A 13,351-nucleotide genomic window follows, 5' to 3' on the forward strand; every position below is an offset into this window, starting at 1 on the left:
TTTTAATAGTTAATGTATTAAATAAGAAGCTTAGTCCAGGTCAAGGGATTCAAGCTTCTTTGCTTTTATACGGGTTACTGCAACAACAAGTAAAGTCATACATCCTCCAAAAATTACTGACGGAACCACACCTAATAATCTTGCAGCTACACCTGATTCAAATGCCCCAAGTTCATTTGAAGATCCTACAAAAATATTGTTAACTGCCGATACTCTTCCTTTCATACTTTCTGGAGTAAGTGTATGTACAAGTGTTGACCGGATTATCACACTGATAGAATCAAAAACTCCGCTTAATAGCAGTGCTGCAAATGACAACCAGAAGTTTTTAGAAACAGCAAATACAATCATTGCGACTCCAAACCCAGCTACAGCTGCTAGCATTTTTAATCCAGCTTTTTGTTTTATTGGCTTATAGGCCATGATTACAGCCATCGTTACAGCCCCTAGAGCAGGAGCGGCTCTAAGATATCCCAGCGCCTGAGGACCTTCATTCAGAATGTCTTTAGCAAATACAGGAAGCAGCGCAACAGCTCCTCCAAACAGTACAGCGAATAAATCCAGACTGATAGCACTCAAAATAAGCTGATTTGTGAATACGAATTTGATCCCTACTTTGATTCTTTCTAATATAGAATTTGCACTTTCATCAGAAGGTGGTACAGGTCTGCTTTTTACAAAGCTCATTAGGGTTATGGCAATTATCATAAGAGAGAGATCCGTAAAATAGGATATACTGATTCCGTGGAATCCATATATAAGCCCTCCCAGTGCTGGTCCTCCGACAGCTGCTGCCTGCCAGGTACTGGAGTTCCAGGTAATGGCATTTGCATAAATTTCTCTCGAAACCAGCTGTGGCATAAAGGAAAATAGAGAAGGTCCTATAAATCCTCTTGCAAATCCACTTATGAAAATTACAATGTAAATAGGCAAGGCATTATACCTGGAAAGGAATGTTGACAGGTCTGTAGTAAAATAAAACAACGAAGTTGTGCAAAAAAGTAGCAGAAACATGCAGGATAGAATAATTCTTTTTCTTGGTACTATGTCCGCTACATGCCCTGCAATCAGAGAGACAGAGATAGAAGGAAGAAATTCTGCAAGTCCTATCAGGCCTAGAGCAAGCGGATCTTTTGTTAGGTCGTAAATCTGCCATCCAACTACTACAGTCTGCATCTGTATAGACAAAGTCAAAAACAATCTTGAAAAGATGAATAACCTGAAATCCGGTATTCTAAGGGCAGCGTAAGGGTCGTGCGATATTACTTTCATATTTCAGCAGCAAATGTAATCAAGTTACTTTTAGAATTTACTGAGAAAAGGATATTGAATTATTTGTTAATGGGTAGCCAGAATAAAACAGTTATAGAGAAATAATTTACTCTTATTTAAGAAATGTATTGTTTTTCTAATAAAAGAACGTAAAATTGCGATATAAAATTTTTTCACATGGCTATTACAAAAAGGAATGAATTTCAGGCGCATCAGGTAAAAATTTCTGTATTGGCAAAAGCTCTTGCTCATCCGGCCAGAGTCGCTATTATGGAGCTATTAGCTGCAAAAGGGCCTTGTTTGTGCGGAAGTATCGTTAATGAACTTCCATTGTCCCAGTCAACTATCAGTCAGCATCTTAAAGATCTTAAAGAAGCTGGACTTATCAAAGGTGCGATAGATGGGCCAAGGGTGTACTATTCTCTGGATGAAGAACAGTTTAGATTATCCAAAATATTCATGGATAGATTTTATAATGAATCTTTTAGAGCAATAGAAAATACAAAGAAAGTTTTACAGAATTAACTCTAAAAATAATCTGATAAAAAAGCGAAAGTTCTTAAAGAGGACTTTCGCTTTTTTGTTAGTCATTATTGATACCATCGATTCAATTGGCATTTATTCATCATTGCTGTTGAGCGAAATATGTAACTTCTCATTTTTTATTCTCAAATATTAAAGTTTATGTTAAGGAATTGTTAATAGATGATGCGGTCACATCAGGTAAGGTGTATTCTTTATTTGTCTGATTTTAACAATGTCTTAACATTGGATATAATTTGTTAATATTTCCTTAACTGTTTATTGAGGTCTTATCAGTTCGGTTCTACTTAATTTTGTTGCCGATAAAGAAAAACAAATCCAAACTGATATGAATAAGTTTTATTCTATTTTATTTTTTCTCTTTTCAATTCTTGTTTTTGCAAAAAGCAATGTATTAGCTCAAACAGGCAGCGTTACAGGAATTGTAAAAGACTCTCTAGGTGAATCATTGATCGGAGCTACTGTATTTGTAGAAGGGGCGGGGCTCGGAACCGCAACAGGTATTGACGGTGATTATTTAATTAAAGGAATCAAGCCTGGCACATATACTATTAAAGTTGAATACCTTGGTTATGAAAATAAAATGGTTCACAATGTAATCATCAATGTGGATGAAACTACAAAGCTGAATATTGAGATGAAGGCAGATCCGGAACAAATTGCTGAGGTGGTTGTTATCGGAACAAAAGTAACCAACAGTGAAAAGGCTGTGGTGCAGGAAATCAAGGAAAGTGAGGAAGTGGTAACTGGAGTCTCTGCAGAACAGATAAGTAAGTCACAGGACAGAACTACTGCTGATGTTATGAGAAGAATTCCAGGAGTTACCGTAGTAGACAATAGATTCGTTGTTGTCAGAGGATTAAGTGAAAGATACAATGCCGTTATGCTTAATGATATGATGGCTCCTAGCACTGAGATTGACAGAAGAAGCTTTTCATTTGATGTGATACCGAGCGGACTATTGGACAGACTCTTAATTTATAAATCAGGTGCTGCAGATCTTCCTGGTGATTTTGCCGGTGCTGTTATTAAAGTTTATACCAGAAACATTGTTGATACCAATGCTACACAAATCGGATTCTCTCTCTCAGACAGAGTAGGAACCACTTTTAATAATCTTCATCTTGAGAAAGGCAGCGGGACAGATTTTATCGGTGTAGATTCAAAAAGAGGACTTCCTTCAGATTTTCCAAAGGACAATTTAAGAAACTACTATAGCAATCAACTGCTTGATGTAAGTAAGTCATTTAAGAATTCATGGAGCACACAATCGGTAACAGCATTGCCTGATATGAGATTCAATATTAATCTATCAAGGAAATTCTTTGTGAAAGGTATTAAGGTATCAAACATATCTTCAGTAAATTATACCAATGCTTATACTTATTTCAAAATTTCAAGGGCTTCATATGATGCTTATGATGAAAGCACTCAGAATACTCCTCAAAGAACGAGTGTAAATGATGCTCAGTATTCAAGAAATGTTAACATTGGACTTATTTCAAACTGGATATTTGAATACAATTCAAGAAATAAAATTTTATTCAGAAACCTATATACGAGGTTAGGAACTAGTCAGACAACAGAAAGGAATGGAGTTGATCTGATGAATAAATATGATCTTCAGAATCTGGCCATTTGGTATTTAAGCAGAGGGATCTATATGGGCCAGTTGCAGGGGGAGCATAATCTTGCTAATGATAAGACTAAATTTAACTGGACTGTAGGTTATAGTAATATAAACAGGAATGAACCTGATTACAGAAGAGTAAGATCTCAGAAACCCTCAGGGTCAAATGAGGCTTTTCAGATACAGATTCCATCTTCAGCCTCTACATTTGATGCTGCAAGGTTTTATTCCAATATGAATGAAAACCTTGTAATGACTAGCGGAGATCTTGAGCATAATTTTAAAGATTCGGATACGACAAAACCATTCATAGTAAAAGGTGGTTATTATTTTGAATATAAGAAAAGAGATTTTGAAGCAAGATGGTTATCCTATAAATGGGCTGATTTTGAGAATCCTTCATTGCCGGAAAATCAGAATTTTAATGCTCAACCTATTGACCAGATATTTGGTCCTGGAAATATAGCTCCCAATAAGCTGGTTATAGAAGAAGGTACCAATTTAACAGATGCTTATCAGGCCAATAGTTTTTTGTCTGCAGGTTATGTCGGAACTTCCTTTGGCTTTCTAAACAATTTCAATCTTTCAACAGGACTACGTTTGGAAAACTATCATCAGGAATTGACTACACCATCATTCAATCCAAATGACAAAGTTAATTCTACCAACATCAATTTACTTCCTTTTGCAAATCTTAGCTATACATTCAGTGAAAAGATGCTTGTAAGAGCTGCATTCAGCAGGACTGTTAACAGAGGTAATTTCAGGGAGCTTGCCCCTTTTTCCTATTATGATTTTGAATATAACGTAAACTATGTTGGTAATCCTAAGTTGAAAATCGCGAACATTAATAACTATGATCTGAGGTGGGAATTATATCCTTCACCTTCTGAAAATATAGCTTTAGGTGTTTTCTATAAAAGTTTTATTAATCCAATAGAAATTTATAACGAGCAGGGAGCATCTTTACCTGTATTCACTTATGGAAATGCTCCAAAGTCAAGCAGTGTGGGAGCAGAGCTTGAGTTAAGAAAGTCTTTGTCTTTTATTTCCAATTATAAGTTTTTAGAAAATCTGAGTATCGTTTCAAATGCTTCAGTTATAAGAAGCCGAGTAGATCTTGGGAATACAGATATCAAAGAAAAATCAAGACCAATGCAGGGACAATCACCATATGTTATTAATGCAGGACTTTACTACAACAACCCAGATACCCGCTGGCAAATTTCATTGCTTTACAATGTTATTGGTAAGAGAATATTCCTTGTTGGAAATAACAATACTCCGACTATTTATGAAATGCCCAGAAATGTGATGGATTTAACGATAACCAAAGGCATTACCAATAGATTCCTTGTAAAGATCGGGGTACAGGATCTATTCAATCAGCAATATAAATTAATGTACGATTCAAACTTCGATTCAAAGATTACCTCTGTTGATGGGTACTTTCAGAAGAACAGGAGAGGACAATATATAACAGCTGGGATATCTTACACTTTTTAACTGAAATCGTTTCGTTGGATATTAAAGGGCCTTTGTCAATAAATTACAAAGGCCCTTTTGATTTTAATATTTACTAACAAGTGCTTAACATTTGCTTAATACTGGGAAGTTAGCTTTGTGAAGCTTTAAAGGTTAAAACAAACAATAAATTAAATTATGAAAAGATTATCATCTATTTTTCTTGCTGCATTACTGACGGTGAATTTTGCATGTAAAAAAGATAAGGACGATTCTACAGTAACTCCGTCAAATGATGTTACTCTTGAAGGTACCATTAATCAGAGCATGACACTTGATGCAGGAAAAAAATATATCCTGAGAGGTAATGTTTATGTCACTGCTCCGGCAGAATTGACTATTCCTGCAGGTACTGTTATTATGGGAGATAAGGTAACTAAAGGTGCTCTTATTATTGATAGAGGCGCTAAAATCCATGCAACAGGTACATCCAGCAATCCTATTATCTTTACTTCAGGTGCTCCTGCAGGATATAAAAATTATGGAGATTGGGGTGGAATAGTTATCCTTGGTAAAGCTCCAAACAATGGGGGGGCTAATGTTAACATTGAAGGTGTCAGTGCTCAGGCTGGAGAAAACGGTAAGCATGGTGGAACTGATGCTGATGACAATTCAGGGGAATTCCAATATGTAAGAGTTGAATTCGCAGGTATAGCTCTTTCTCCAGACAATGAATTGAACGGTCTGACATTCGGAAGCGTTGGTCGTTCTACTAAAGTTGATCATGTTCAGGTATCTTTCTCTGGAGATGATGCTTTTGAATGGTTCGGCGGTACTGTAAATGCTAAATACCTTGTGGCTTATAGAAGCTGGGATGATGATTTCGATACTGATAACGGTTTCTCTGGTAATGTACAGTATGGAATAGTAGTAAGAGATCCTTCTATTGCTGATATCTCTCTTTCTAATGGCTTTGAATCAGATAACAATGCAACGGGAGGTCCTGAGGCTCCATTAACAGCTGCTCAGTTTTCCAATATTACAGTTCTTGGTCCTTATGCTTTCAAAGTGAAATCAGTAGCTTCAGCATCAAAGAAAATATATAACTATACATTTGGTGACATCAACGGAAGTTACGGTCAGGGAGCGCATTTAAGAAGAAATACAGCCCAATCAATTTATAACAGCGTTATAATAGGTTTCCCAACAGCAGTAAATTTTGAGAAAACTAACTCTGGTTCAAAATTCTCAGGTAACTTCTTAAGCAGATATAAAACACTTGCTGCGTTCAGTTCTGGAAATGGTAATGATACAACAGGTTTTGCAGCCAATAACAGAACACTTGCAGGATTTAACTTGGCAGATTACTTTGCTGGTGTGGTTAATCAGAGAATAGATTCAAGTTCAAATGTTGCAAACATATTCGAACTGTCTAATCCTAATCCATTGTTGAAAGCAGGTTCACCTCTTCTTTCTGGTTCAAAATCAGTACCTGCTGGTCTTGAGCAAACTTCTTTCGTAGGTGCATTTGATGGTTCTAATAACTGGATGCATGGATGGACTGAATTTGATCCGAAAAACAAAGCTTACTAAAATCCAATCAATTAATTCCCAATGAAGCCGGAAGCAAATGTTTCCGGCTTCTTTATAAATTAAAAATCTGAAGCATTTTAAACAGGAGAGACCATGCTAAAGAAATTAATAATAGTTATCTTATTAGGTAGTGTATTTTTGTCTTGTAAGAAGTCTTATAATCCGGAAAACCTTGTTACTGCTGGGCAAAAAGATACTTTGCTTACTACACTGATTATTCAAATGGATAAACTTCAATCTGGTGCAAATATGGAGACCCGTTTTGATGAGCAATTCAGAGAGGGATATGAGCAACGCAAAAGATTTTTTTCATTAGATCAATATTATATTGATGAAGATGGTTTTCATTATTTTATGATTATCAGAAGAGTGCCAAGTCTTTATGAAGCTAATAAAAGAGCGGAAGCAGGAAAATTCAGAAAAGATGCAAACGGTAAAATTACTGAATTTGAAGAGATCTTTCTGACTCCTATTTTATCAGATAAGGAGGCGCATGATAAAGGTGTTGCCTTGCTTCATGAATATATCACAACTGGAAATATTGATAAGTATAAAAACGATATCTCTTATGTGGAATTTCCAAATCTTACCTGGACTTATAATAAAGAAAAAAAGGCTTGGGTTAATGCAGGTTTGGATAGTCTGCTAAAAAAGAATTGATTTGTTGTTTAATTTCATTATTTACAAAGCCCGTTATTTTAGCGGGCTTTTATTTTATCTGCTGATTGGTATTTGTTTTTACTCTGTAGTTTTGCGATTTTTAGTATTAAATTTTTCAAATGGAGAGCCTGTTCAAAAGAATAGACAATAGCGGAATTGTTGCTTTCAGAATTGTATTTGGGATCATCGTATTTATTGAAACATCAGGAGCAATTCTTACCGGTTGGGTTTATGATATTTTTATTGAGCCAGAATATGTATTCAATTACATCAGCGTGGAATGGCTGAAACCCCTACCAGGCAATGGAATGTACTTTTATTATGCAACTATGGCGTTACTTGGTCTTGCAATAGCTGCAGGTTTTTTTTACAGATTATCCTCCGTGCTCTTTGCTTTTATGTGGTGGGGAAGTTATCTCATGCAAAAAGCTCATTATAATAATCATTACTACCTCATGATTCTGCTTGCGTTCTTAATGATTTTTGTTCCTGCTCATAAAAGGTTATCGCTGGATGTAAAGAGGAAAGCTGTCACTGAAGAAAAATACTGTTCAGCATGGTGTCATTATATTCTTTTATTTCAGATCTCGATAGTTTTTATTTTCGCCGGTATTGCAAAGATCAATCCTGACTGGCTTGCTATGAAACCTCTTTCATATAAGTTTTCTGAATGCAGCAATTGGCCTATAGTAGGATGCTTATTCAGATCTGACTTTATGAAATATCTTGTTTTTTATGGCGGACTTTGTTTTGACCTTTTTATTGTACCACTTTTACTTTGGTCAAAGACAAGAAAATATGCTGTTGTGATGGCTGTTTTCTTTAACCTTTTTAATGCAGTTGTATTTCAGGTTGGTACATTTCCTTTTTTAATGATCGGTTCATTAATTCTCTATTTTCCTCCATCTATAATTGGTAAGGTTTTATTTAAAGTTCAAATTGAGAATACATTAAAGGAGGAAGATAAGAAACCTTCACTAGCTTATGCTCTAATATTTTATGCAATTATTCAGATATATTTACCTTTGCGACATTGGCATTATGAAGGAGATGTAAACTGGAATGAAGAAGGTTATTCTATGGCCTGGAGAATGATGTTAAATTCCAAGCATGGGGTTCTGTCATTTATTGTGAAAGATGCTCAGGGAAGAATGCTTATACATGATTATCCTCAGAATAAAATATCAATTTCTCAGTACCACTCAATGTGTTCAGATCCTGATATGATATGGCAATATGTGCAGTACCTAAAACAGGAGATGGAAGAAAAAGGAGAGAAGTCTGTGCAGATCTTTGCTGACTCACGTTTAAGTTTAAATGGAAGAGATCTTGAAGCTTTCATTGACCCCAAGGTAGATCTGGCTCAGGTTACCTGGTATCATTTTAAACATTCAGACTGGATTATACCTAAAAGATAATTGTTACAATCAATCTGTTTCAGATTTCTCTTTTTTAAAGAATAAAAACTTCTTTTTCTTTTTAGTCTTTTTACTATACTCCATTTCCTCAAATTCAGTATCGCCTTTATCGATTTTTGTCCATACTGTATCCAAAGCAGGTTTTACAAGTGGAAGGACTGAATCTTTAATAATTATAGGTTTAATTTCATTTTTAATTTTAATTGTTTCGTCAAGCTTAGGTTCCTTGATTAATATTACATCTTTGATTTCATTTGTAGCTTTTTGAATTATTGGTTTCGATGCAACTATAGTAACCTTTCTATAATCGTTAACTTGAACTTGTGTCACCAGAAAACTATTTTCCTTCTTGATTTGCGGTTCTGTTTTGACAGGCTTTAAAGTCAGAAAAAAGTCAGCTTCTGATCGTTCGAGTCTTTGAAATAATTTATCATAATTAATGCTGTCTTTGGCAAGTGTTAATCCTTCGCTGGCTTCATAAGCAATTCCGTTTTTAACTTTAAGACTATCAAGGCATGATGTTAACGCAGATAACAATAATAAAATATATTTCATTTTAATTGTATAGTAGCTATGTATATTTAAGCTTTACAAAATGAAATTTGTTTTTAGTTACCTTATTCTCTTTGTTATGGCTTTAGATTTATGTTTATATCATTGGGATAAATTATAAAGTGCTTAAGGGAGGAAGTCTGATAAAATAAAAAGAGACTGTCTTATAGGACAGTCTCTTTTTATTTTATGAAAATCATTATAAATTATAAATGAGCTTCAATCTTTTGGCTAAGAACATTCTTAGGTACAGCGCCAACTTGTTTTTCAACAATTTTTCCATTTTTAATTACCAGAAGAGTTGGAATACTTCTGATACCAAATTTTGCTGAAGTGTTAGGGTTGTTGTCAACATCTACTTTTCCTATTATAGCTTTTCCTTCATAGTCAGCAGCAAGTTCTTCTACAACCGGACCGATCATTTTGCAGGGTCCGCACCATTCAGCCCAGAAATCAACTAGCACAGGTTTATCTGTGTTGGTTATATCTTCAAAATTAGCGTCTGTGATTTCTATTGCTTTTCCCATATTTTTAAAATAAAAAGAGGTTTATTAATTATTACCAGACCGTAAACATACTATTTTTTTAAATATTTAGGTTCTATCAAAATAGAATTTTATACTCCACCTCATTAAGATTTTTTAACTGGTCGAGTAAGGTATTGTTTGGGTCTACTTTGAATTTTCGCGAAAATAGCTCAACGTGAATGTTTTCCGTGTCATCAGAGAGCGTAAATTTCAATTCCGTATTGCCTAGGTTTCCAGTGATTACTTCCTCCAGACTATTTAATGTCTCTGGTTTTAATCCCTGGATATTTAATTTAACAGATACTCCTTTTACCATTTTTTGCCTGATATCAGCCAATAAGCTAATATTAAGCGGTTTGAATTCCCATTGATCGCCGTTATACCTTTGTTGCACTTTACCGCGAATGTGTAAAAACTCTCCTGGCTTTATCCAATGTGCAAACTTAAGATAATCTTCTCCAAAAAGAGCCATTTCTATTTTACCATCAAAATCTTCCAGACTGAATACGATGAAGGATTTACCGTTTTTCATCTGCCTGACATTCGCAGTTCCTACTATTCCTGCTACAGAAACTTCTCTGTTTTTGTAGTCGAAAACTTTATCTGCAGGACAAGTACAGAAATTGTCAATTTCCATTTTGTATTGATCAAGCGGGTGTCCTGAAATATAAAATCCTACGACATCACGCTCAAATTTTAATTTCTCAATTTCACTCCATAGCTCACAATCCGGAATCTTTGGTTTCGCTACTTCAACACTACTAGAACCACCAAATAGGCTCTGTTGGTTCGCATCTTTATCCTGCTGATAAGCGGATCCGTATCTGATGATTTTTTCTATTGTACTTGTATTGTCTTTCTCTGCGGTTACAAAGAAGTATTGTGCGCGATGAAGACCAAACGAATCAAAGGCTCCTGCATAAGCAAAGCATTCGAATGTTTTCTTATTCATGGTACGAAGGTTCACTCTTTGTACCAGATTAAACAGGTCTGTATAAGGACCGTTTTCTTCTCTTTCAGAGATAATTGCTGCAATTGCAGCTTCTCCTGCTCCCTTGATGGCCCCTAGTCCGAAACGGATTTTACCTTCCTTGTTAACGTCAAAGGTCATGGAACTTTCATTGATATCAGGCCCCAGAACTGTTAATCCTATTTTCTTACACTCATCCATGAAGAAGGAGATCTTATCGATATTACTCATGTTGTGAGTTAATACCGAGGCCATATATTCTGCCGGATGGTGTGCCTTTAAATATGCGGTTTGGAATGCCACAAAGGCATAACAGGTAGAGTGAGATTTGTTGAAAGCGTAGGAGGCAAATGCTTCCCAATCGGTCCAGACCTTGTCAGCAACTTTAAGATCGTGGCCGTTTGCTCCGCAACCTTCCATAAATTTGCTCTTCATCTTGTCCAGAGTCGCCTTATCCTTTTTACCCATGGCCTTACGAAGAACATCGGCATCTCCCTTACTGAAGTTGGCAAGCTTCTGAGACAGAAGCATTACCTGCTCCTGATAAACGTTAATACCATATGTATCCTTCAGGTATTGCTCCATTTCAGGAATATCATAGGTAATAGGTTCTTTTCCGTGTTTACGGCGGATATAGTTAGGAATATATTCAAGAGGCCCAGGACGATAAAGGGCGTTCATCGCAATAAGGTCAGAAAACTTATCTGGTTTCAGTTCCTTCAGGTATTTCTGCATACCCACAGACTCGAACTGGAAGGTTCCGTTGGTTTCACCTCTTTGGTAGAGCTCAAATGTTTTTTGATCCTCCAGATCAATTTCATCAATCTCAATTTCAATCCCCTTATTCTTTTTTATCAGAGCAAGGGCATCCTTTATAATGGTCAGGGTTTTTAAGCCCAGGAAGTCCATCTTGATTACTCCCGCATCTTCAATTACTTTACCGTCATACTGTGTAAGCAGAAGATCAGAGTCTTTGGAGGTTGCTACCGGCATCAGGTCAGAAAGGTCCTGAGGAGCAATGATGATACCTGCAGCATGAACTCCTGTACCTCTTACTGATCCTTCAAGGACGAGGGCTTCTTTTAGTACATTGGCCTGAAGATCTTTTCCGTTCATGATTTCACGGAGTTTTTTTACACCGTCAAGATCATCACCGTTAAGCCCTTCTTTTTCACTTAGACTGCCGGGACCGTCAATAGGGGCCGTCAGAACTCTGTTGAGCTCAATTCCTGGTTTCTCAGGAACCAGTTTTGCCAGGGCATTGGAATCGCTAAGCGGAAGATCAAGAACTCTTGCAACATCCTTGATACTCATTTTAGCCGCCATGGAACCATAGGTTACAATTTGGGCTACCTGAGTTTTCCCATATTTTTCAACAACATAATCTATTACCTTTTGACGACCGGAATCGTCAAAGTCGGTATCAATATCGGGCATGCTCTTTCTGTCCGGATTCAGGAAACGTTCAAAAAGCAAATCGTACTTGATCGGATCTATGTTGGTAATACCAACACAATAAGCAACAGCAGAGCCTGCCGCCGAACCCCTTCCTGGCCCCACGAATACGCCTATCTCTTTTCCTTTATTGATGAAATCCTGTACGATAAGGAAGTAACCTGCAAACCCCATCGTTTTGATGGTAAATAATTCGAAATTGAGACGTTCTTCAATTTCAGGTGTTATTTCCTGATATTTTTTTCTTGCCCCTTCAAAGGTTAAATGCTTTAAATATTCCCACTGATTAAGAACATCGGCATCCGGCCCCGTATTGACTTTAAATGAATCAGGGATAGGGAAGTTGGGAAGCAGAATATCTCTTTTGAGTTTCAGACTTTCCACTTTATCCACGATCTCTATTGTATTATCTACAGCGGAAGGGATATCGTGAAAAAGTTTCCCCATTTCAGCTTTAGTCTTGAAATAAAACTGATCGTTGTAAAATGCAAAACGGGTTCCTTTGGTAAAGGCGCCGTCGTCAGAAAATTCTTTATTGGTAGGGGTACTTTGTTTTTCTCCTGTGTTGATGCAAAGCAGAATGTCATGAGCATTGGAGTCTTCCTGATCTACATAATGAGAGTCATTGGAGGCAATAATTTTTACCTTGTGTTTCAGTGCAAATTTTATAAGCACTTCATTTACTATATTCTGCTCCGGAATATCGTGACGCTGAAGCTCTACATAATAATCTTCTCCAAAAAGATCCAGCCACCATTTAAAGACTTTTTCACCTTCTTCTTCTCCTTTTCTGAGAATTGTTTGGGGTACTTCGGCTCCTATACAACATGTGGTCGCAATAAGCCCTTTATGGTATTTTAAGATTAATTCCTTATCTATTCTAGGATACTTTCCGTAAAGTCCTTCCATGTAGCCGAGGGAGCAAAGCTTGGCGAGGTTTTTATATCCTTCAGCATTTTTAGCGAGCAGGAGCTGATGGCGGCGGACGTCCTTATCAGTTTTGGTAAATGATTTTTTATGACGATCTTCTACCAGATAAAATTCACACCCGACTATAGGCTTTACATTGTATTTGTTTGCTTCTGCAACAAATTTAAAAACTCCAAACATGTTCCCATGGTCGGTAATTGCAACAGCTTTCATCTCATCTTTCTGAGCCTTTTTCATCAGATCTGTGATGTTGGCTGCTCCGTCAAGAAGGGAAAATTGGGTATGTACGTGTAAATGTGCGAAATCCGGCATTTCGGTATTTAACAATAAAGTTGAA

The 13,351-nt window shown here is 36.4% G+C and carries 9 protein-coding genes; 5 read left to right on the forward strand and 4 right to left on the reverse strand.

The window, feature by feature from the left end; all coding sequences use genetic code 11:
* Nucleotides 1-30: 30 nt before the first annotated feature.
* Nucleotides 31-1,272 carry an MFS transporter gene (locus MYP_RS19975; protein ID WP_045467487.1) on the reverse strand — a complete coding sequence of 414 codons (1,242 nt, stop codon included), beginning with the start codon at nucleotides 1,270-1,272 and terminating at the stop codon, nucleotides 31-33.
* Between the two features lie 177 nt (nucleotides 1,273-1,449).
* Here MYP_RS19975 and MYP_RS19980 point away from each other — a divergent pair, with 177 nt between their 5' ends.
* The 5 genes from MYP_RS19980 to MYP_RS20000 all read left to right on the forward strand — a co-directional run bounded on the left by MYP_RS19980 (nucleotide 1,450) and on the right by MYP_RS20000 (nucleotide 8,580).
* Nucleotides 1,450-1,797, forward strand: coding sequence for an ArsR/SmtB family transcription factor (locus MYP_RS19980; RefSeq protein ID WP_045467490.1), 348 nt, complete (start codon nucleotides 1,450-1,452; stop codon nucleotides 1,795-1,797).
* 346 nt (nucleotides 1,798-2,143) lie between these two features.
* On the forward strand, nucleotides 2,144-4,951 hold the full coding sequence (locus MYP_RS19985) for a TonB-dependent receptor (RefSeq protein WP_045467492.1): 2,808 nt from the start codon (nucleotides 2,144-2,146) through the stop codon (nucleotides 4,949-4,951).
* A 156-nt stretch (nucleotides 4,952-5,107) separates the two neighbouring features.
* Nucleotides 5,108-6,502 carry a hypothetical protein gene (locus MYP_RS19990; protein ID WP_045467494.1) on the forward strand — a complete coding sequence of 465 codons (1,395 nt, stop codon included), beginning with the start codon at nucleotides 5,108-5,110 and terminating at the stop codon, nucleotides 6,500-6,502.
* 93 nt (nucleotides 6,503-6,595) lie between these two features.
* The gene (locus tag MYP_RS19995; RefSeq protein ID WP_045467496.1) at nucleotides 6,596-7,162 is read left to right on the forward strand and encodes a hypothetical protein; all 567 of its coding nucleotides are present in this window, start codon (nucleotides 6,596-6,598) and stop codon (nucleotides 7,160-7,162) included.
* Nucleotides 7,163-7,281: 119 nt separating this feature from the next.
* Entirely contained in the window at nucleotides 7,282-8,580 is a 1,299-nt protein-coding gene (locus MYP_RS20000) for an HTTM domain-containing protein (RefSeq protein WP_045467498.1), read from the forward strand.
* 9 nt (nucleotides 8,581-8,589) lie between these two features.
* Here MYP_RS20000 and MYP_RS20005 read toward each other — a convergent pair whose 3' ends face one another.
* The 3 genes from MYP_RS20005 to dnaE form a co-directional block, all read right to left on the reverse strand.
* Complete coding sequence (locus MYP_RS20005; RefSeq protein ID WP_045467500.1) at nucleotides 8,590-9,135, reverse strand: hypothetical protein; 546 nt, start codon at nucleotides 9,133-9,135, stop codon at nucleotides 8,590-8,592.
* 203 nt (nucleotides 9,136-9,338) lie between these two features.
* Nucleotides 9,339-9,659 carry a thioredoxin gene (trxA, locus tag MYP_RS20010; RefSeq protein WP_028979679.1) on the reverse strand — a complete coding sequence of 107 codons (321 nt, stop codon included), beginning with the start codon at nucleotides 9,657-9,659 and terminating at the stop codon, nucleotides 9,339-9,341.
* A gap of 76 nt (nucleotides 9,660-9,735) precedes the next feature.
* The gene (gene dnaE / locus MYP_RS20015; RefSeq protein ID WP_045467503.1) at nucleotides 9,736-13,326 is read right to left on the reverse strand and encodes a DNA polymerase III subunit alpha; all 3,591 of its coding nucleotides are present in this window, start codon (nucleotides 13,324-13,326) and stop codon (nucleotides 9,736-9,738) included.
* Between the last annotated feature and the right edge of the window lie 25 nt (nucleotides 13,327-13,351).

This window comes from Sporocytophaga myxococcoides, assembly GCF_000775915.1.
In the GTDB taxonomy this organism is placed as follows: domain Bacteria; phylum Bacteroidota; class Bacteroidia; order Cytophagales; family Cytophagaceae; genus Sporocytophaga; species Sporocytophaga myxococcoides_A.